Origin of the sequence: Sphingomonas faeni (assembly GCF_040407495.1) — a bacterium.
In the GTDB taxonomy this organism is placed as follows: domain Bacteria; phylum Pseudomonadota; class Alphaproteobacteria; order Sphingomonadales; family Sphingomonadaceae; genus Sphingomonas; species Sphingomonas faeni_D.
Map to the genome: position 1 here is coordinate 559,431 of NZ_JAPZPP010000002.1, position 19,753 is coordinate 579,183.

The 19,753-nt window shown below is 66.3% G+C and carries 18 protein-coding genes; 4 read left to right on the plus strand and 14 right to left on the minus strand.

Annotation, left to right across the window (positions count from 1 at the left end; translation table 11 throughout):
* Positions 1 to 79: 79 nt before the first annotated feature.
* The 4 genes from O6W96_RS07635 to O6W96_RS07650 all read right to left on the minus strand — a co-directional run bounded on the left by O6W96_RS07635 (position 80) and on the right by O6W96_RS07650 (position 3,485).
* On the minus strand, positions 80 to 1,243 hold the full coding sequence (locus tag O6W96_RS07635) for an efflux RND transporter periplasmic adaptor subunit (protein ID WP_353468989.1): 1,164 nt from the start codon (positions 1,241 to 1,243) through the stop codon (positions 80 to 82).
* Complete coding sequence (locus O6W96_RS07640; RefSeq protein ID WP_353468990.1) at positions 1,240 to 2,649, minus strand: efflux transporter outer membrane subunit; 1,410 nt, start codon at positions 2,647 to 2,649, stop codon at positions 1,240 to 1,242. Before O6W96_RS07640 ends, O6W96_RS07635 begins: the two co-directional genes overlap by 4 nt.
* The gene (locus tag O6W96_RS07645) at positions 2,646 to 3,116 is read right to left on the minus strand and encodes a MarR family winged helix-turn-helix transcriptional regulator (protein ID WP_353468991.1); all 471 of its coding nucleotides are present in this window, start codon (positions 3,114 to 3,116) and stop codon (positions 2,646 to 2,648) included. Before O6W96_RS07645 ends, O6W96_RS07640 begins: the two co-directional genes overlap by 4 nt.
* A gap of 219 nt (positions 3,117 to 3,335) precedes the next feature.
* Positions 3,336 to 3,485, minus strand: coding sequence for a hypothetical protein (locus O6W96_RS07650; RefSeq protein ID WP_353468992.1), 150 nt, complete (start codon positions 3,483 to 3,485; stop codon positions 3,336 to 3,338).
* Positions 3,486 to 3,615: 130 nt separating this feature from the next.
* On the opposite strand from O6W96_RS07650, the gene O6W96_RS07655 reads away from it, so the two are divergent.
* Positions 3,616 to 3,981, plus strand: coding sequence for a hypothetical protein (locus O6W96_RS07655; RefSeq protein ID WP_353468993.1), 366 nt, complete (start codon positions 3,616 to 3,618; stop codon positions 3,979 to 3,981).
* A 212-nt stretch (positions 3,982 to 4,193) separates the two neighbouring features.
* On the plus strand, positions 4,194 to 6,878 hold the full coding sequence (gene acnA / locus O6W96_RS07660; RefSeq protein ID WP_353468994.1) for an aconitate hydratase AcnA: 2,685 nt from the start codon (positions 4,194 to 4,196) through the stop codon (positions 6,876 to 6,878).
* A gap of 515 nt (positions 6,879 to 7,393) precedes the next feature.
* On the opposite strand, the gene mtnP is transcribed toward acnA, so the two are convergent.
* The 10 genes from mtnP to O6W96_RS07710 form a co-directional block, all read right to left on the minus strand.
* Positions 7,394 to 8,263, minus strand: a complete 870-nt coding sequence (gene mtnP, locus O6W96_RS07665) for an S-methyl-5'-thioadenosine phosphorylase (RefSeq protein ID WP_353468995.1) — start codon at positions 8,261 to 8,263, stop codon at positions 7,394 to 7,396.
* Complete coding sequence (locus O6W96_RS07670; RefSeq protein ID WP_353468996.1) at positions 8,260 to 9,651, minus strand: amino acid permease; 1,392 nt, start codon at positions 9,649 to 9,651, stop codon at positions 8,260 to 8,262. The genes mtnP and O6W96_RS07670 overlap by 4 nt, the downstream gene beginning before the upstream one ends.
* A gap of 309 nt (positions 9,652 to 9,960) precedes the next feature.
* Positions 9,961 to 10,314 (minus strand): HesB/IscA family protein, encoded by a 354-nt coding sequence (locus O6W96_RS07675; RefSeq protein WP_353468997.1) that lies wholly within the window; start codon positions 10,312 to 10,314, stop codon positions 9,961 to 9,963.
* 132 nt (positions 10,315 to 10,446) lie between these two features.
* Positions 10,447 to 10,908 carry an SUF system Fe-S cluster assembly protein gene (locus tag O6W96_RS07680; protein ID WP_056057670.1) on the minus strand — a complete coding sequence of 154 codons (462 nt, stop codon included), beginning with the start codon at positions 10,906 to 10,908 and terminating at the stop codon, positions 10,447 to 10,449.
* Complete coding sequence (locus O6W96_RS07685; RefSeq protein WP_353469384.1) at positions 10,905 to 12,083, minus strand: cysteine desulfurase; 1,179 nt, start codon at positions 12,081 to 12,083, stop codon at positions 10,905 to 10,907. The genes O6W96_RS07680 and O6W96_RS07685 overlap by 4 nt, the downstream gene beginning before the upstream one ends.
* A gap of 158 nt (positions 12,084 to 12,241) precedes the next feature.
* Entirely contained in the window at positions 12,242 to 13,315 is a 1,074-nt protein-coding gene (locus tag O6W96_RS07690; RefSeq protein ID WP_353468998.1) for a SufD family Fe-S cluster assembly protein, read from the minus strand.
* A gap of 146 nt (positions 13,316 to 13,461) precedes the next feature.
* The gene (sufC, locus tag O6W96_RS07695) at positions 13,462 to 14,205 is read right to left on the minus strand and encodes a Fe-S cluster assembly ATPase SufC (protein WP_056489234.1); all 744 of its coding nucleotides are present in this window, start codon (positions 14,203 to 14,205) and stop codon (positions 13,462 to 13,464) included.
* Entirely contained in the window at positions 14,192 to 14,398 is a 207-nt protein-coding gene (locus tag O6W96_RS07700) for a hypothetical protein (protein ID WP_353468999.1), read from the minus strand. The genes sufC and O6W96_RS07700 overlap by 14 nt, the downstream gene beginning before the upstream one ends.
* Positions 14,395 to 15,885: a Fe-S cluster assembly protein SufB gene (gene sufB / locus O6W96_RS07705; RefSeq protein ID WP_060523826.1), complete on the minus strand. Its 1,491-nt coding sequence runs from the start codon at positions 15,883 to 15,885 to the stop codon at positions 14,395 to 14,397. Before sufB ends, O6W96_RS07700 begins: the two co-directional genes overlap by 4 nt.
* 130 nt (positions 15,886 to 16,015) lie before the next feature.
* Positions 16,016 to 16,444: an SUF system Fe-S cluster assembly regulator gene (locus tag O6W96_RS07710; RefSeq protein ID WP_060523825.1), complete on the minus strand. Its 429-nt coding sequence runs from the start codon at positions 16,442 to 16,444 to the stop codon at positions 16,016 to 16,018.
* 265 nt (positions 16,445 to 16,709) lie between these two features.
* Between O6W96_RS07710 and O6W96_RS07715 the strand changes: the two genes are divergently transcribed.
* A complete protein-coding gene (locus O6W96_RS07715; protein ID WP_353469000.1) occupies positions 16,710 to 17,735 on the plus strand; it encodes a quinone-dependent dihydroorotate dehydrogenase in 1,026 nt (341 codons plus the stop codon).
* A 187-nt stretch (positions 17,736 to 17,922) separates the two neighbouring features.
* The gene (gene ggt / locus O6W96_RS07720; RefSeq protein WP_353469001.1) at positions 17,923 to 19,659 is read left to right on the plus strand and encodes a gamma-glutamyltransferase; all 1,737 of its coding nucleotides are present in this window, start codon (positions 17,923 to 17,925) and stop codon (positions 19,657 to 19,659) included.
* Positions 19,660 to 19,753 lie beyond the last annotated feature (94 nt).

Genomic DNA, 19,753 nt, shown 5'->3' on the forward strand with positions numbered 1-19,753 from the left:
GGACCCAGACTGGGCTCCCGCCTTCGCGGGAGAACAAGGAGGGCAGGACCGCACCGGAGCAATGGCCACCGCAAAATCATCACCGGTTAGCCGCAATGATCTGGCGGATCTTCGCGTCGACCGCGGCATCGCCCTGCCCGGTCGCCAGCCCCTTGTACGCCGCCACCGCAGGCCGCCCGACCATCGTCCCCGACTTGTCCGCGGTATCGACGATCGCGTTCACCGACAGCCCGACCCGCAGCGGATTGCGCCGCAGTTCACCCTTGTCGAGCGCGATCCGCACCGGCACGCGCTGCGTAATCTTGATCCAGTTCCCGCTCGCGTTCTGCGGCGGCAACAGCGCGAACGCATTGCCGCTACCCGCACCGAGCCCGACGACATGGCCATGATAGACCAGGTCGTCACCGTACATGTCCGCCGTCACCGTAGCCGCCTGCCCGATCCGCAGATCGCGCAACTGCGTCTCCCGGAAGTTCGCATCGACCCACACCCGGTCGAGCGGCACCACCGCCATCAGCGGCAGCCCCGCCGAAACCTGCTGCCCAAGCTGCACCGTCCGTTGCGCCACGACACCATCGATCGGTGCGACGACGTGCATGTGGCTTCGCGTGATCGCCGCGCGGCGATAGGCTGCGATCGCCGCCAGCACCGCCGGGTTGTTCGACACGGTGGTGCCGACCACGCCGTTGCGCGACTGCGCCTGCTGGCTGCGCGCGAGTTGCAGCGTCGCGCTCGCGACCTTCACCTGATCCGCGGCATGGCTCAGCTCCTCGCCCGAGATCGCGCCCTCGGCGGCCGCCCCACGACGACGCGCAAGATCGTTCCGCGCGCGCGCCAGTTCGGCCTCCGCCTGCACGACCGCGGCCCCCGTCTCGTTCACTTTCGAGAAGTCCGACCGCGTCGCGCGCACCGCCCGCGCCAGTTCGGCCTCGGCCGATGCGAGGCCGACATCCGCGGTCGCCGCGTCGAGATCGATCAGCGGCTGGCCCGCCTTCACGACCTGCGTATTGTCGGCATGGATCGCGGTCACCTGCCCCGGATCGCGCGCGGTGATCGCTACGACATCACCTGCGACATAGGCGTCATCGGTCTCCTGCTCAGGCGCGGCGAGCAGGAAATGGAACACCGCCCACACGATCGCACCGATCACCACGACCACACCGAGGATCGTCAGCGCGCGCTTTCGAGCACGCGGATTGCCAGCCGGAGCCGCGGCAGGCGCCGGCGTTTGCGTATCGGTCATCGCGTCATCCCCTGAAAATCGTAACCACCACCCAGCGCCAGCACGAGTTGCACACGCTGTTGCGCGGCATCGGCGGCGAGGTCGGCATCGGCCTGTTCGGCGGCCAGCGTGCGGACGTCGTTGTCGACCAGATCGAGACGGCTATCGAGGCCGCTCGACACGCGGATCGCGTTCAGCCGCCCGGTCTCGGCATAGCCGCGCACCACCTCGCGCTGTCGCTGGCGGTCCGCATCGAGCGCCCCGATCCGCGCGACGGCATCGCCCGCCTCGCGCACCGCGCCGATCACCCGGTCGTTATAATCCGCCGTCGCCAGATCGAGCAGGGCGGTCGCGCCCGCCAGGTCCGCCTTCAACCGGCCATTGTCGAAGATCGGCAGATGGATCGCCGGCCCGACGCCGACCGTGCCCGCATCGAGCGAGAACAGATTGCCGAGCCCGACCGCCTGGAACCCCGCGAGCGCCGCCAGATTGACGTTCGGATAGAACGCTTTTCGAGCAACCTGGCGCCCGGCGGCCGCAGCCTCGATCCGCGCCTGCGCCGCCGCGATATCGGCACGTCGTGCGAGCAGGTCGGCCGGCACGGTCTTGGGCAACGGCAGCGCCGCATCGAGCCGCAACGCCGTCGCGCCGATCGTCGCCGGATAATCCGCACCACGCCCGGCCAGCGCCGCCAGCGCGTTCTTCGCGAGCACTTGTGCCGCCTGCGCACGCAGCAACGCCTGCCGCGCCTGCGCCAGCAATGTCGTCGCGGCCTGCGCGTCGAGCTTGCTCGCCAGATTGTTGCGAATCCGCACGTTCACCAGCTTCAGCGAATTCTGCCGCGTCGCGATCGTCCGCTCCGCGATACCCGCCTGCGCCTCGGCCCGTTCGAGATCGATATAGGTCTGCACGACCGCCCCCGACAGCGCCATCCGCGCCGCCGCGACGTCGAGCGAAGCCGCACGCATTGACGCCCGCGCGCCCTCGATCGCAGCCTTCTGACGCCCGAACAGATCTAGGTTCCAGCTCAGGTTCGCCGCGGTCGACCCGACGAACCGCGTCGACCCGGCATAGGGCGGCGGGATCGTGTAGCGACCGCTCAGCCGCGCGAGTTGCTCCTGCGCATCGAGCGTCACGTCGGGGCCGTTATCCGCACGCCGAGTCGACAGCACCGCCTGCGCCTGCGCGACCCGTGCCAGCGCCGCATCGAGCGAGGGGCTGCCCGCGACCGCATCGCGCACCAGCCGATCGAGCTGCGGATCGCCGAACGACCGCCACCAGTCGGCGGCGATCACCGGCGCAGCGTCGGGAGCCAGCCCAAGCGCCGTCGCCGATACCGGCTCCACGACGGTCTTGGACGCCGGGATCGCGCACCCCGCGAGCAGCCCCGCCACCGTAATCGAGGCAAGTGTAAAGACCGTCTTCATGCGCGGCGTCCTTCGGTCAGAGCGTCGTCCAGCGTCGTGCGGAGTTTTTGCATCAGTTCGATCAGCGTCTCGATTTCGGCCCGGTCCCAGCCCGTCAGCAGACTATTCCAGTATTCGATGATCTTATCGCGACACCGGATCGCAACCGCTTCGCCGTCGGGCGTCAGCTCGAGATTGAGCACCCGCCGGTCGTCGCTCGCCCGCGACCGCGTGACCCAGCCATTCTGCTCCATCGCGTCGACCAACCGTGTCGTCGCACCCTTGTCGTGCGAAAGATCGCGCGCGACATCGGCACACGTCGTCGCCCGGCCTGCGAGGATGGACATGAGCGCGGACCATTGCGTCCCGGACAGCCCCTCCGCCGCGAACACCGGCTCGATCAGGCTCTGCCCGATCTGATGGATCCGCCGCGCGAGATACCCAAGCGAGCAGTCCGGTCCGAATTCCGATTTTGTGTAGAACGCCATATCGTTGCCATGGCAATCATTGCCCAGGCAGTCAATTGCGCGTTTCGCAAGCGCCATGATGGGACCACGCAAGTCCTGGCGTCGACCCGCGCCCACCGGTCACAGGCCGGTTTACGTTTCAGCCTTAGCCAAGCGCCCGTTCGAAATTACAGCCCCAGTCGGAAACTATAGCCAATCCTGTCGCAAGGACACGGCACAAATCGTGTCGCGACAATTAGCTTAGATGTCGCGCGCACACTTTCGATCGAGTTCATCGAGGCATTGGGCAAGCAACGCGCCAACGAGATGATCCAGTCGCTCGTCGGCGATCAGCAACGCTCGCGCAATCGCTTCCCGCAACGCCCCCGAATCCTCATACTCGACTGCCATGCCTCGTGTTCGCGAGTACGGCACGCTCACGCAAGTCAAAAAGTTAAAACGCTATATCCTAATGCATATTAGAAAATCTCCGCTCACCTTTTGCTGTGGAATCGTGCTTTGACGATGGCTACCATTTGGCATGGCAAACGAACCCGAATCGGGACACGATCAGTCGGCACGCACCGCGGAAAATCTCATCCGCGTACGAGGGCTGCGCTCCGAGATCTTTCCTAGCGAGATCTTCGACGAACACGCCTGGAATATGATGCTGCGCCTGTTCGTCGCGCAGGCAAAGGGTGAAGACGTGTCCGAAAGCGACCTCATCGCGGCAACCGGGACGCCGCCGGGCGTTGGGCAGCGATGGCTGGCGCACCTTGCCACCGATGGCCAGATCGAACCCTATGCGGACGGTGACGCCATCGCCCTGACGCCGTCGGCGCTGGACCGCATGGAGGGCTTCCTCCGCGACGCGAGCGCCATCCACAAGACCGACGGCCCCAGCTGAGCCCCTCGTTCAACTGCGGCGCCGCGACCACGCCGCGGGGGATGAAGATTAGAGCCTTGCACACGCACCGGTGCCCTTCCCCGATGCGCTCCCCCTTGCTAAGGCCCCTCCGGTAACAGCATTTTTCGCTCGGTCCCCGACGCGCCCGCGTGGCCTATACGGCTGCTTTCCCCTCGGCGCCCGGCGGCCCGACGCCCACGGGAAGGACCCCTATGACTGCCATCGGCCAGGACACCCTCAAGACCCGCACCAGCCTCTCCACCGGCGGCAAGTCGTACGACTATTACAGCCTCGCCAAGGCGTCGGAACAGCTCGGCGACATCAGCCGCCTGCCCTTCTCGATGAAGGTCCTTCTCGAGAACCTGCTGCGCTTCGAGGACGGCGTGACCGTCACGCGCGAGGACATCCAGGCGATCGTCGACTGGCAGAAGGAGCGTCGCAGCGACCGCGAGATCCAGTATCGCCCCGCCCGCGTGCTGATGCAGGACTTCACCGGTGTCCCTTGCGTGGTCGATCTCGCCGCGATGCGCGATGCGATGACCAAGCTCGGCGGCAACCCCGAGAAGATCAACCCACAGGTCCCCGTCCACCTCGTCATCGATCACTCGGTCATGGTCGACGAGTTCGGCACCCCGCAGGCTTTCCACGACAACGTCGACCTCGAATATGAGCGCAACATCGAGCGCTACGAGTTCCTTAAGTGGGGCAGCAAGGCGCTCGACAATTTCCAGGTCGTCCCCCCCGGCACCGGCATCTGCCACCAGGTGAACCTCGAATATATCGGCCAGGCCGTCTGGTCGTCGGCTAGCTCGGGTGACCACGGCGACGGCACCATGATCGCGTATCCGGACACGCTGGTCGGCACCGACAGCCACACGACGATGATCAACGGTCTCGGCGTGCTCGGCTGGGGCGTCGGCGGGATCGAGGCCGAGGCTGCGATGCTCGGCCAGCCCGTGTCGATGCTCATCCCCGAAGTCGTCGGCTTCAAGCTGCTCGGCAAGCTGAACGAGGGCATCACCGCCACCGATCTCGTGCTCACCGTCACGCAGATGCTGCGCGCCAAGGGCGTGGTCGGCCGCTTCGTCGAGTTCTTCGGCCCCGGCCTGTCGTCGATGACGCTCGCCGATCGTGCGACGATCGCCAACATGGCGCCTGAGTACGGCGCGACCTGCGGCTTCTTCCCGATCGACGGCAAGACGCTCGATTACATGCGCCTCACCGCGCGGTCTGACGAGAATGTCGAGCTGGTCGAGGCCTATGCCAAGGCCAACGGCTTCTGGCGCGACGAGAACGCGGAAGACCCCGTCTTCACCGACACGCTCGAACTCGACATGGGCACCGTCGTCGCGTCGCTCGCCGGCCCCAAGCGCCCGCAGGACCGCGTCAGCCTCAACAAGGTCGACGAGGTGTTCAACAGCGACCTCCACAAGCTGTACCACAAGGAGCAGGCCGCACGCGTCGCCGTCGAAGGCCGCGAGCATGACATCGGCGACGGCGACGTCGTGATCGCCGCGATCACCAGCTGCACCAACACCTCGAACCCGTCGGTGCTGGTCGCCGCAGGGCTCGTCGCGCGCAAGGCGAACGCACTCGGCCTCAAGTCGAAGCCGTGGGTGAAGACCTCGCTCGCCCCCGGTTCGCAGGTCGTCACCGACTATCTCGACAAGGCCGGCCTCACCGCCGACCTTAACGCGCTCGGCTTCAACCTCGTCGGTTACGGCTGCACCACCTGCATCGGCAACTCGGGGCCGCTGGCACCCGCGATCTCGGCCGCGATCAACGAGAACGACCTCGTCGCCGCATCGGTGCTCTCGGGCAACCGCAACTTCGAAGGCCGCGTGTCGCCCGACGTCCGCGCCAACTTCCTTGCCTCGCCTCCGCTCGTGGTCGCCTATGCGATCAAGGGCACGGTCACGACCGACATGATCGAGACGCCGCTGGGCCAGGGGTCGGACGGCCAGGACGTGTATCTGCGCGATATCTGGCCGACCAACGAGGAAGTCCGCACGACGATGGACGCCAACATCGACGCCGGCATGTTCGGCGCGCGCTACGGCGACGTCTATGCGGGCGACGCCAAGTGGCGCGAGATCGACGTCACCGGCTCGGACACGTACCAGTGGCGTGCGGGTTCGACCTATGTCGCCAACCCGCCCTACTTCGACGGCCTGTCGATGACCCCCGCCCCCGTGCAGGACATCATCGACGCCAAGCCGCTCGCGATCCTCGGCGATTCGATCACCACCGATCACATCTCGCCGGCCGGTTCGATCAAGGCGGATTCGCCCGCAGGCCGCTTCCTGCAGGAGCACCAGGTCAGCAAGGCGGACTTCAACAGCTATGGCGCACGCCGCGGCAACCATGACGTGATGATGCGCGGCACGTTTGCCAACATCCGCATCAAGAACGAGATGGTCCCCGGCATCGAGGGCGGCATGTCGAAGTACGACGGCGAGGTCATGGCGATCTACGACGCCGCGATGCGCTTCAAGCAGGACGGCACGCCGCTCGTCATCGTCGCCGGCAAGGAATACGGCACCGGCTCGTCGCGCGACTGGGCGGCGAAGGGCACGAACCTGCTCGGCGTCCGCGCCGTCATCACCGAGAGCTTCGAGCGCATCCATCGCTCGAACCTGGTCGGCATGGGCGTGCTGCCGTTGCAGTTCGCCGAAGGGACCGATCGCAAGACGCTTGGTCTGGATGGCTCGGAGACGTTCACGATCCTCGACGTCGCGAGCATCCGCCCTCGCCAGGACGTCACCGTGAAGATGACCCGCGCCGACGGCACCAGCGAGACGTTCCAGACCAAGTGCCGGATCGATACCGTCAACGAACTGGAATATTTCCTCAACGGCGGCATCCTCCACTACGTCCTGCGCAAGCTGGCCGCGTAAGACGCCCCACGATCCTCCCCCGCAAGGGGGAGGTGGCGCCGTAGGCGACGGAGGGGGAGGACACCGGAACAGAGGTTTCCCTTACCTCCCCCTCCGTCAGGCAAGCGCCTGCCACCTTCCCCTGACGGGGGAGGATCGATAGGCTTCCAAAATCTCAGGTTATTGTCGCGCGTTTAACGCCGCGATTCCGCACGCTCCCGAACACAAAAAGGCGGGGCGATCGCTGGGATCGCCCCGTAGTTCAGGGAGAAGACCGGGACAGGGGAGACCCGGTCACGTCGCCGTCCACAGGGGGAGAGGGAGCGGCGACGCACCCTCCTTCCTCCCAATATGTTGCAGAGATGTGTCAAACACGGCGAATGACGAACTATTCACCTAACGAAGCTTAAATCCAAATCCTCCCCTGAAAAGGGAGGTGGCAGCGCAAAGTGCTGACGGAGGGGTGACCCGCTCTCGATAGCGCGATACCCCTCCGTCGCTTCGCGCCACCCCCCCTTGCAGGGGAGGACCACAGTTCAGACTGAAATCGCCCGCCCCGCCACGGCATCCAGCTTCGCCACCAACGCCAGATCCCGAGCACCCCGCGCCGTAATGATCGCGCTATCCAGGCACGTATCGATCGGCGAAGCCCCCCGCTCCACCGGCAACGCGCGCAGCAACGCCATCACCATCGCCCGAGCCTTCGCCGCATTCGCACCAAGCTGCGCCACGACCTGCGTCACATCGACGCCCGCCTCCTCCTCGCGCCAGCAATCGTAATCCGTCACCATCCCGACCAGCGCGTAGGGAAGCTCCGCCTCCCGCGCGAGCTTCGCCTCGGGCATCGCGGTCATCCCGATCACGTCGCACCCCCATTGCCGGTACAGCAGGCTCTCCGCACGCGTCGAGAATTGCGGACCTTCCATCGCGAGATACGTGCCGCGATCGTCGACCTGCGCACCCGCCTCACGCGTGGCATCGGCAGCATAACGCGAAAGGCGCGGACAAACCGGGTCCGCCATCGACACATGCGCGACGAGGCCGGTGCCGAAGAAGCTCGACGGCCGCCCCTTGGTGCGATCGATGAACTGGTCGACCACGGTGAAACTCCCCGGCGGCCGCTGCTCGACCAGCGATCCGACCGACGACACCGCCAGCACGTCCGTCACGCCGAGCCGCTTCAACGCATCGATATTCGCCCGCCCGTTAAGTTCGGAGGGGGAGATGCGGTGGCCTCGGCCATGCCTCGGCAGGAACGCGACGCCGACATGCCCGATGCGGCCGGTGTAGATCGCGTCCGATGGCTCGCCCCACGGCGTCTCGACCGTCTGCCAGCGGCCATCCTCGATACCGTCGACCGCGTACAGCCCCGACCCGCCGATGATGCCGATCGTCCAGCCGCTCACTTGGCGAGCGCCCTCGGCCGCGCGTAGACAAAGTAGATCGCGAGACCGAGCAGGTTCCATAATCCGAAATAGAGCTGCGTCTTCGAAGGCAGGCTGAAGAACAGGTACAGGCAGCCGAGGATACCGATCGCCCCGACCAGCGTCGCAGCCGGTGCCCGGAACGTCCGCACCGCATCGGGCGCACGGCGACGCATCACCAGCATGCACGCGCAGACCGCAACGAACGCCGCCAGCGTACCAGCATTGGCAAGCGCCGCGATCTCGGCGAGCGGCAACAGCCCCGCGATGACCGCAACGATCGCCGCAGTGATCCAGGTGATCCGCACTGGAGCACCGCGCTTCGAAACCTTGGCGAGGCTCAACGGGAGCAACCCGTCACGCGCCATGGTGAAGAAGATCCGGCTCTGCCCGAACAGGAACGCGAGCAGCACCGTCGGCAATGCGATAACGGCGGACGCACCGAGGAAGGTGGCGAACCCCGGCCGGCCAATCTCGCGCAGGATCAGCGCGAGCGGCTCGGCGCTGCCGGCGAACTTGGTGTAGGACAGTGCGCCGACCGCAGCGACCGCGACGAGGATGTAGATCGCGATGCACGCGACCATCGACCCGACGATGCCGATCGCGAGATCGCGGCCTGGGTTCTTGGTTTCCTCCGCCGCCGTGGAGATCGCATCGAAGCCGTAGAAGGCAAAGAAGATGATCGCCGCCGCCGCCATCACGCCGCGCTCGGCGCCGTCGGGCTGGACGGCCTTGGGGAAGCCGTAGGGCATGAACGGGTGGAGGTTGGCGCTGTTGAAATAGTGCAGCGCGATGAACACGAACACGGTCAGGGCGATCATCTTCACGCCGACCAAAACCGCGTTCAACGTCGCACTCTCGCGCGTACCGAACGACAGTACGCCCGCCACGACCGCGATGATGAAGATTGCCGGCACGTTGAGAATGCCGCCAAGCTCCGGGCTGAGCGTCAACGCCTCCGGAAACCGGAATGCCCCACGCAGCAACGGCGCTGCGTACCCCGACCAGCCAACCGCGACGGTCGACACTACGAGGGAGTATTCGAGGATCAGCGACCAGCCGATCACCCACGCGATCAGCTCGCCGAGCACGACATAGCTATAGGTGTACGCGCTCCCCGACGCCGGGATCATCGTCGCCATCTCGGCATAGGCGAGCGCCGCGCAGGCACAGATCCCGCCGGCAATGACGAAGGACAGGATCACGGCCGGCCCGGCGAGCCCTGCACCCACGCCGATCAGCGTCAGGATGCCCGTGCCGACGATCCCGCCGACTCCCATCGCCACCAGATGCGGCCACGACAGCGTCCGCGCGAGCTGGTGCTCGGGCGGCTGCTCGGTGACGATTTTTCGGCGAAACAAACTAGCCACGGATATCCCCTCTTCTTTGGCGAGGGGAGTGGCACAGGACGGGAGCGGGGGGCAAGGCCAGCAGCCGATCGCCTACCTCAGCGAAAATATCCTCCCCGGCGGAGGCCGGGGTCCAGTTGGCAAGGTGATCGTGACGATGCGCGGCGCTACGTCGGCGGCGTCACCCAACTGGGCCCCGGCCTTCGCCGGGGTGTTAGAAGGGCTCGCAACAATAGAACGGCGGGGCGCTCCTCCTTGTTCTCCCGCGAAGGCGGGAGCCCAGTCTGTGTCCCCGCCCTCGCGGGGACACAAGCTATCTGATGCCGGAATTCAAACGGTAAAACTCTCGCCACACCCGCAAGCACCCTTGGCGTTGGGATTCTGGAACACGAAGCCCGCGGTAAAGTCGTCCTCGACCCAGTCCATCGTCGACCCAATCAGATACAAAATCGACCCGCCATCGACGAACAAAGTCCCCCCCGGCGTGTCAATCCGCTCGTCGAAAGGCTTGGCCTCAGTCACGTAATCCACCGAATAGGCCAATCCCGAACACCCACGCTTCGGCGTCGACAGCTTCACCCCGATAGCGTCCTCCGGAGCCCGAGCCATCAGGTCGGCGATCCGCGAATGCGCCGTCTCCGTGAGGTTCAGCGCCGCCGGCCGTGCTCGCAATGTCGTCGCCATGTCTTCTTCCTTCCCCCCTCCCGTAAGCGGGAGGGGCCGGGGGTGGGCTCCCGGCCAGCCACTCATAACCGTCGTTCGCGAGGTGAGCGCGTGCCCACCCCCTGCCCCCTCCCGCATGCGGGAGGGGAAAACTCAGAGCATGCCAAGCTCGAGCTTAGCCTCGTCCGACATCTTCTGCGGATCCCAAGGTGGATCCCAGACCAGGTTCACTTCCGCGAAACCAACCCCCGGCACCGACCCGACGCGCATCTCTACCTCCGCCGGCATCGACTCCGCGACAGGACAGTTCGGCGTGGTCAGCGTCATCGCCACCACCGCATGCCCGTCCTCGGTCACCTCGACGCCGTAGATCAGCCCCAGGTCATAGATGTTCACCGGGATCTCGGGATCATAGATCTCCTTCAGCGCATCGATGATCGCATCGTACACCGCGCCTCCGGGCTCGCCAGGCGAGTCCACCTGCGGCTTCTGCGCCAGGAACCCGGCGAGATAATCGCGCTTCCGCTCCGCGTCGGAGTCCGTCTCCATGACGACGCGCGCCTTAGGCGGCGATGCGACCGCATCCACTTCCTCGATCTCGAACCGATCGCTCATTTGAAGATCCTCGTTACTCGCTCGATACCGCGCACCAGCGCCTCGACGTCCGCCGGCCCGTTATACACGCCGAAACTCGCGCGTGCCGTCGCCTCGACGCCCAGCGCCTCCATCAACGGCTGCGCGCAGTGATGACCGGCACGGATCGCGACGCGCTCCTCGTCCAATATGGTGCCGATGTCGTGCGGATGAACCCCCTCAATCGTGAAGCTCACGATCCCCGCCGAGTCCGCCGGGCCATAGAGGCGCACCGAATTGATCCCCGACAGCGCCTCGCGCGTCGCGGTCACCAGCGCGGTCTCATGCGCGTGGATCGCGTCTAGGCCAATGCTCTCGACATAGTCGATCGCCGCATGCAGCCCGAGCGCGCCGACGATATGCGGCGTTCCCGCCTCGAACCGTCCCGGCGGCGGCGCGTAGGTGGTCTTCGCGAACGACACCTTGTCGATCATCGACCCGCCACCCTGATACGGCGGCATCGCGTCGAGCAATTCAGGCTTGGCCCAAAGCACGCCGACCCCGGTCGGGCCGTACAGCTTATGCCCGGAGAACACGTAGAAATCACAGCCGATCGCCTTCACATCGACCGTGATCCGCGGCACCGACTGGCACCCGTCGAGCAGAATCTTCGCCCCGACCGAATGCGCGATCTCGGTCGCGCGCTTCGCATCGAGCACCGAGCCGAGCACGTTCGAGACATGCCCGAGCGCGACCAGCTTGTGTGCCGGCGTGATCATCCGCTCCATCGCGTCGAGGTCGATGCGGTGGTCGGGCGTCAGCGCCAAAACATCGATCGCGACGCCGCGCGCTTCCGCGACCATCTGCCAAGGCACGATGTTCGAGTGATGCTCGAGCATGGAGAGCAGGATGCGGTCGCCCGCCTTCAACTGCGTCCCGGCCCAGCACGTCGCTACCAAATTGATAGCCTCGGTAGCACCGCGCACGAACACGATCTCGTCCGACGATCCCGCGCCGATGAACCGCGCCACGGCCTTACGCGCCGCTTCATAGGCGACCGTCATGTCCGCCGAACGTTGGTACACGCCACGGTGCACCGTCGCGTAGGTCTCGCCATAAGCGCGAGTGATCGCGTCGACCACGACCTGCGGCTTCTGCGCAGTCGCGGCAGTATCGAGATACGCCCAGCCTTCGGGAATCGCCGGGAAATCCGACAGGCGGTCGAGCGCATCCTCCCCGGCACGGGGAGGGGGACCGCGACGCGCAGCGGCGGGGTGGAGGGGGGCTTCCACAGGCGTTACGCCCAGTGGAGAGCCCCCTCCACCAGCTGCGCTGGTCCCCCTCCCCGTGCCGGGGAGGATTTCTATCCCGTCATTCACAACGCCCGCTCCAGCCACGCGTCCGCGTCCGCCACGAAAGCCTCGCGCACCGTCTCGTCCGCGATCTGCACGAACGCATCGCCGACGAACGCGCGCGTCAGCAGCGCCTGCGCCTTGGCATGCGGGATTCCGCGGCTCTGCATGTAGAACAGCGCGCGCTGGTCGAGTTCGCCGACCGTCGCACCGTGCGCGCACTTCACGTCGTCCGCGAAGATTTCCAGCTCGGGCTTCAGGTTCACCGTCGCGGTGCGCTGCAACAACAGCCCGCGCAAAGACTGCACCCCGTCGGTCTTCTGCGCATCGCGCGCCACCTCGACCCGCGCCGCAAGGCTCGCGGTCGACTTGTCCGCCGCGACCGCACGCCAGATCTGCTTGCTCTGCCCGTTCAGCGCCGCATGCCGCACCGACACCGCGCACTCCTGCCGCTGGTCGTTCCGCGTCAGCAATGCGCCGCCATATTCGGCGAACGCATCGTCACCCGTCACCGTGATCGACCCATCGATCCGCGTCCCGGCATCCCCCGCGCCCAACACAGTGACGATCAGGCTCGCCTCCGCACCGATCTCGGCCTCGTCGCGCAACGACACAAAACCACCGGCCTGAAGCAACCGCACGGCCCGCGTAAGTTTCGCACCCTTGCCAAGCATCATCCGCGTCGACCGGTTCGACCAGCCGGTCCCGACATACGTCTCGACCACCGACGCACTCGCGCCATCAGCCAGCACGATCTCGGCCGGAAGCTGGTTCTCACCACCGGTCGCGATGTGGACGATCTGGATCAGTTCGGCCGTCGCATCCGCGTCGACGCGCAAAGACCAGCCCAGGCCGGTCGTCCGACGCCCAAGCGCGTGCGATCCGCCACCGATCGGTACGATCGAGACATGCCGCAGATCGCTGCGCTCCTCGTCGAGCACGCCATCGACGAACACCGCCCGCGCACCCGGCAAATCCAGAAACCACTCGCCGGCATCCAGCGCAACGCCGCGCGGCAGTTCAGCCGCCGCCGCAATCGCCGCCGGATCACCCCAGCGCCAGGACTCTTCACGCGTCGAAGGAAGTTCGGCCCTCAAATCCTCCCCGGCACGGGGAGGGGGACCACGACGCGTAGCGGCGGGGTGGAGGGGGGCTTCCACAGACGCTACGTCCAGCGGAGAACCCCCTCCACCAGCTTCGCTGGTCCCCCTCCCCGTACCGGGGAGGATTTGCGACAGGCTACTCACGCGGCGATCCCCACATAGCCTTCGCTCTCAAGCTGCTTGGCGAGGTCCTTGCCGCCCGAGCGGACGATCTTGCCGTCCGCCAGCACGTGGACGAAGTCCGGCTCCACGTAATCGAGCAACCGCTGGTAATGCGTGATCAGCAGCACCGCCTTGTCGGGCGCGCGCATGATGCGGTTGATGCCGTCGCCGACGACGCGCAACGCATCGATGTCGAGCCCCGAATCGGTCTCGTCGAGGATCGCGAACTTCGGGTTGACGATGCCCATCTGGACCATCTCGTTACGCTTCTTCTCGCCGCCCGAAAAGCCGACGTTCACCGGCCGCTTGAGCATGTCGTAATCCATGCCGAGCAGATCCGCCTGCCCGCGCGCGAGCTTGAGGAACTCGCCCCCCGACAACGGCTTCTCGTCACGCGTCGCGCGCTGCGCGTTGAGCGCCTCACGGAGGAACTGGACGTTCGACACGCCGGGAATCTCGACCGGATACTGGAAACCGAGGAACACCCCCGCCGCGGCACGCTCGTGCGCCTCCAGTTCGAGCAGGTCGACGCCGTCGAACGTCACCGAGCCCGCCGTGACCTCATAGCCGGGCCGTCCGCCGAGCACATAGCCCAGCGTCGACTTGCCCGCCCCGTTCGGCCCCATGATCGCGTGCACCTCGCCCGCGTTCACTTCGAGCGACAGGCCCTTGAGGATTTCCTTGCCGTCGATCTCGGCGTGGAGGTTTTCAATTTTCAGCATTTTTATTTCCGAGTTTTGCAGCAAATTTATCAAGATCGCCGACGACAATTTGCAAGGCACGCCTAGCCTTGGCGAGCGGCACTCCCTGCTCCGCAGCCACTTCGGCCAATGCGGTTTCGGGCAATGAACCTTCAGACACCAACGTTCTGAACGTATCCATCATCTTGCGATACTGAGCCTCCGAAGTGGTCACCCGACCGACCCCTCAAGGCTGATCCCCAGCAGCTTCTGCGCTTCCACCGCGAACTCCATCGGCAACTGCTGCAGCACCTCCCGCGCAAAGCCATTCACGATCAGCGCGACCGCCGCCTCCTGGTCCAGCCCGCGCGACATCGCGTAGAACAGCTGGTCCTCGGAGATCTTCGACGTCGTCGCCTCGTGCTCGATCTGCGCGGACGGGTTGCGGACCTCGATATACGGCACGGTATGCGCGCCGCACTGGTCGCCGAGCAGCAGGCTGTCGCACTGCGTGAAGTTCCGCACGCCCTCCGCGGTCGGCGCGACGCGCACCAGCCCGCGGTACGTGTTGTCCGAACGCCCGGCCGAAATCCCCTTCGACACGATCGTCGAGCGCGTGTTCTTGCCGAGGTGGATCATCTTCGTGCCGGTATCGGCCTGCTGGCGATTGTTCGTCACCGCAACCGAATAGAACTCGCCGACCGAGCCATCACCGAGCAGCACGCACGACGGGTATTTCCACGTGATCGCGCTACCGGTCTCGACCTGGGTCCAGCTGACCTTCGAGTTCTTGCCCTGGCACAGCGCGCGCTTGGTGACGAAGTTATAGATCCCGCCGACGCCGTTCTCGTCGCCCGGATACCAGTTCTGCACGGTCGAATATTTGATCTCGGCATCGTCGAGCACGACCAATTCGACCACGGCGGCATGCAACTGGTTCTCGTCGCGCATCGGCGCGGTGCAGCCTTCGAGATACGAGACGTACGATCCCTTGTCCGCCACGATCAGCGTGCGCTCGAACTGCCCGGTATTCTCGGCGTTGATGCGGAAATACGTCGACAGCTCCATCGGGCAGCGCACGCCCTCGGGGATGTAGACGAACGTGCCGTCGGAGAAGACAGCCGAGTTCAGCGTCGCGAAATAGTTATCGCGCTGCGGCACGACCTTGCCGAGCCATTTCCGGACGAGCTCGGGATATTCCTTGATCGCCTCGGAGATCGAGCGGAAGATCACGCCCGCGGCCTCCAGTTCCTTGCGGAACGTGGTCGCGACCGAGACGCTGTCGAACACCGCATCCACCGCGACGCGACGCTTGGGCGTGCCGTCCTCGTTCAACGGATCCTCGACCACGCCGGCCAGCATCTTCTGCTCGCCGATCGGAATGCCGAGCTTCTCGTAGACGCGCAGAATCTCCGGATCGACCTCGTCGAGCGACCCGAGCTTCGGCTTCGCCTTGGGCTCCGCGTAATAATACGCGTCCTGGTAATCGATCGGGGGGACGTTGAGCTTCGACCAGTCGGGCGCCTCCATCGTCTGCCACAACGCGAACGCCTTCAGCCGCCAGTCGAGCATCCACTGCGGCTCGCCCTTCTTGGCGGAAATGAAGCGCACCGTGTCTTCCGACAGACCCTTGGGCGCGAATTCCTGTTCGATGTCCGAGGAGAAACCCCACTCGTACGTCTTGTTCGCGGCGGCGTAGGCCTCTGCGTTCCGGGTAGCCATTATCTGTCCTCGGCCGCAAAGCGGCTCTCTAAAATCTCCGCGTCTCCGCGTCTCCGCGTGAACAAAACTGATTCACGCGAAGACGCGGAGACGCGGAGGAAAAGGTGAAGCGCTGCGCGCGATGTGTTCTTCATGCGGGCACCTGCGAAAGAGGGGCCTGCGAAAGGCTGGCGAGCGACACGCCGGCTAGCGCACCGCGGACCGCGCCGTTGACGGCGTTCCAGTGCGGTTTCACCTTGCACGTCTGCTCGACGCAGCAATCCTGCGATGCGCCATCGACACACGACGTCAGCGCGATCGGACCTTCGACCGCCTCGATGATGTCGGCGAGCGAGATCATCGCGGGCGGACGCGACAGGCGGAAGCCGCCGCCGGTGCCGCGCGTGCTCTCGATCAGGCCCGCGGCGGACAGTCGGCTTACCAGCTTCTGCACGGTCGGCAGCGGCACGCCGGTCTCCTCGGCGAGCAGCGTCGCGTTCAGCCGCGCGATACCGCCGCAATGACGCGCCGCGGCGCTCATCATTACGACCGCATAGTCAGCTAGGCTGGAAAGACGCATGGTGGCTTCGTAGTCCAATCGGACCGAAATGATCCGATTGGTCAAATGGGCTTTGTGCAGTGCATCGTCAACCCGGCCAGGGGTGCTAACGACTCGCAACTGGAGGCGCGGTTTTGTGCATCGCACACGACCCGAAGCTTGACTTCCCCCCTCCCTGGAAGGGAGGGGCCGGGGGTGGGTTGGCCAGTTGGCGATTGCAGCACGCACCCCACACCGACCCACCCCCAACCCCTCCCTTCCAGGGATGGGAGCAAGGACGACGCGCATGGCCTTCTACCACCCGATCCTGTTCCGCCTCGACGCCGAGCGCGCGCATACCCTCACCATCGCCGCGCTCGCCGCCTGGGGGAAGGCCGGCACGCCACTCGCCCCCAGCGTACCACGGCTCGCAACGACCGTGGCGGGGATCGCCTTCCCCAACCCGATCGGCTTGGCGGCAGGCGTCGACAAGGACGGCCACGCGATCGACGGCTTCTTCGGGTTGGGCTTCGGCAGCGTCGAGATCGGCACCCTCACCCCTCTCGCGCAGCCCGGCAACCCCAAGCCCCGCATCTTCCGCCTCCCCGAAGACCGTGCGGTGATCAACCGTTTGGGCTTCAACAATGGCGGCCTCAATGGCGCGCTTCCCCGGGCACAGAGCGCAAAGAGGAACGGTGTTCTCGGAATCAACGTCGGCGCGAACAAGGACGCGACCGATCGCACCGCCGACTACGTCCACGGCATCACCCGCGCAGCACCCCACGCCGACTACATCACCATCAACATCAGCTCCCCCAACACCCCCGGCCTGCGCGACCTCCAGCACGGCGCCGCACTGCGCGACCTCCTCGCCGCCTGCACCGTCGCCAAGGGCACCACGCCGATCTTCCTCAAGGTCGCCCCAGACCTCGAACCCGCCGACATAGACGACATAGCCCGCGCCGCACTCGACAACCGCATCGACGCGCTGATCGTCAACAACACGACGATCTCCCGCCCCGCCCTGCGCTCGGCCAACGCCAAGGAAACCGGAGGCCTCTCCGGAGCTCCCCTCGCCCCCCTGGCCCGCCAACGCCTGTCGGACTTCCGCAAGGCGACCGGCGCAGCGATCCCGCTGATCTCGGTCGGGGGTGTGAACAATGGCGCCGAAGCCTATGCCCGCCTCCGCGCCGGCGCGAGCCTCGTCCAGCTCTACACCGCGCTGGTCTACGAAGGCCCCGGCCTCCCCGCCCGCATCCTCCGCGAACTGGACGCGCTGCTGACCCGCGACGGCTTCGCCACGGTCGCCGACGCGGTGGGTGTGGACGCCTAACGATCCTCCCCCGCCAGGGGGAGGTGGCTGGCACTTGCCAGACGGAGGGGGAGGTAAGGGACAACCTGTGTTCCGTGTCCTCCCCCTCCGTCGCCTTCGGCGCCACCTCCCCCTTGCAGGGGAGGATCGCGAGGTGGATCGGCGAGACGGGTTGCCTAGTATTCGAACCACGCTAGGCTCGCGCTCGATGAAGACCTCACTCCTAGCGCTCGCCCTCCTCGTCCCCGCAGCCACCGTAGAGGCGCGCGAACCCGCCCCGGCCAAAGATCAGGGCATGGTCAGCGCCGCAGACCCCCGCGCCGCAGCTGCCGGCGTCGAAATCCTCCGAGCAGGCGGCAGCGCCACCGACTCCGCCATCGCCACGATGCTCGCGCTCAACGTCGTCGAACCACAAAGCTCGGGCATCGGCGGCGGCAGCTTCTGGATTTCCCACGCCGCGGGCGGCGGCCTCAGCACGATCGACGCGCGCGAGACCGCCCCCGCCGCCGCCGACGCACGCTGGTTCTACGCGCCCGACGGCACGCCGCTGAGCCACAGCGACGCAGTCCCCGGCGGTCGCAGCGTCGGCATCCCCGGCGCACTCCGCGGCATGGCGCTCGCGCACCGCGCCTCGGGCAAGCTCCCCTGGGCGCGACTGTTCGCCCCCGCGATCCGCCTCGCCACCAACGGTTTCCAGGCCTCCCCCCGCCTCGTCAACGGCATGACCGCCTATGGCGACCACATCACGCTCGAAACGCGCAAACTCTTCTCCGCCCCCGACGGCTCACCGGTCGCGATCGGCGCGGTCATCAAGAACCCGCAGCAAGCCGCCCTCCTCCACCGCATCGCCACCCAGGGCCCCGACAGCTTCTACGTCGGCCCACAGGCGCAAAAGATCGTCACCGCGGTCAACACCGCCGCACGCAACCCGTCGAAGATGACGCTTGGCGATCTCGCCAGCTACGACGCAAAGTCGCGGCCGCCGGTGTGCATCAAATACCGCGTCTACCGTGTGTGCGGGATGGGCCCGCCCTCGTCCGGCGGCATCACCGTGCTGATGATCCTGAAGCAGCTCGAACGCTTCGACATGGGCAAACTCGGCAAGGACAGCGCGCAGGCCTGGCACCTGTTCGCCGAATCCTCGCGCCTCGCCTATGCCGACCGCGACCTCTACGTCGGCGATCCCGATTTCGTCCGCGTACCGGTGCAGGGCATGCTCGATACCAAGTATCTCGCGTCGCGCTCCGCACTGATCTCGCCGGCGAAGACGATGGCGAACGTCACCGCCGGCTCGCCTCCCGGAGCCCCCACGCGCACCAGCGCCCCGGTCAGCGAAGTCCCCGGCACCACCGACATCGCGACGGTCGACGCCCGCGGCAACGTCGTCGAGGTCACCACCACCGTAGAGGGCTATTTCGGCTCCGGCATCACCGTCGACGGGACCGTCCTCAACAACCAGCTCACCGACTTCGACATCGTCCCCGTCAAGGACGGCGCGCTCGTCGCCAACCGCGTCGAGGGTGGCAAGCGCCCGCGCAGCTCGATGTCTCCAACAATCGTCTACGGGCCCGACGGGAAAGTCCGCCTTGCGGTCGGCGCAGCCGGCGGCTCGACGATCATCGCGCAGGTGGCCAAGGCGATCATCGGCGTGGTCGACTGGAAACTGTCGGCACAGGACTCGATCGCACTCGGACTGCTTTATGCACCGGGGCATGTCGCCGCCGCCGAAAAGGGCACAGAGCGCGAGGCGATGGTCCCCGCGTTGCAGGCGCTAGGCGAGACCGTCCAGGTCGCGGCACTCGGCCTGAAGGCCAACGCGATCGAGCGCGTCGGCGGCAAGTGGGTGGGCGCCGCGGATCCCCGCAGCGAAGGTGTCGCTATAAGCCAGGACGGTAGCGTCACGAAGATTCAGCGCGTCGGCGTGCTCCAGCGCGCGCCTGAATAGGCGCAATCCGCCTCCTTGTTCTCCCGTGAAGGCGGGAGCCCAGTCTGGGTCCCCGCCTTCGCGGGGAAACAAGCTTGGAGCGTGACACCCCACC

Excerpts from the sequence above, each read along its gene's own strand:
- O6W96_RS07635 (WP_353468989.1), bottom strand. The coding sequence starts at position 1,243 with ATGACCGATACGCAAACGCCGGCGCCTGCCGCGGCTCCGGCTGGCAAT.
- O6W96_RS07640 (WP_353468990.1), bottom strand. The coding sequence starts at position 2,649 with ATGAAGACGGTCTTTACACTTGCCTCGATTACGGTGGCGGGGCTGCTC.
- O6W96_RS07645 (WP_353468991.1), bottom strand. The coding sequence starts at position 3,116 with ATGGCGTTCTACACAAAATCGGAATTCGGACCGGACTGCTCGCTTGGG.
- O6W96_RS07650 (WP_353468992.1), bottom strand. The coding sequence starts at position 3,485 with ATGGCAGTCGAGTATGAGGATTCGGGGGCGTTGCGGGAAGCGATTGCG.
- O6W96_RS07655 (WP_353468993.1), top strand. The coding sequence starts at position 3,616 with ATGGCAAACGAACCCGAATCGGGACACGATCAGTCGGCACGCACCGCG.
- acnA (WP_353468994.1), top strand. The coding sequence starts at position 4,194 with ATGACTGCCATCGGCCAGGACACCCTCAAGACCCGCACCAGCCTCTCC.
- O6W96_RS07675 (WP_353468997.1), bottom strand. The coding sequence starts at position 10,314 with ATGGCGACGACATTGCGAGCACGGCCGGCGGCGCTGAACCTCACGGAG.
- O6W96_RS07680 (WP_056057670.1), bottom strand. The coding sequence starts at position 10,908 with ATGAGCGATCGGTTCGAGATCGAGGAAGTGGATGCGGTCGCATCGCCG.
- sufC (WP_056489234.1), bottom strand. The coding sequence starts at position 14,205 with ATGCTGAAAATTGAAAACCTCCACGCCGAGATCGACGGCAAGGAAATC.
- sufB (WP_060523826.1), bottom strand. The coding sequence starts at position 15,885 with ATGGCTACCCGGAACGCAGAGGCCTACGCCGCCGCGAACAAGACGTAC.
- O6W96_RS07710 (WP_060523825.1), bottom strand. The coding sequence starts at position 16,444 with ATGCGTCTTTCCAGCCTAGCTGACTATGCGGTCGTAATGATGAGCGCC.
- O6W96_RS07715 (WP_353469000.1), top strand. The coding sequence starts at position 16,710 with ATGGCCTTCTACCACCCGATCCTGTTCCGCCTCGACGCCGAGCGCGCG.
- ggt (WP_353469001.1), top strand. The coding sequence starts at position 17,923 with ATGAAGACCTCACTCCTAGCGCTCGCCCTCCTCGTCCCCGCAGCCACC.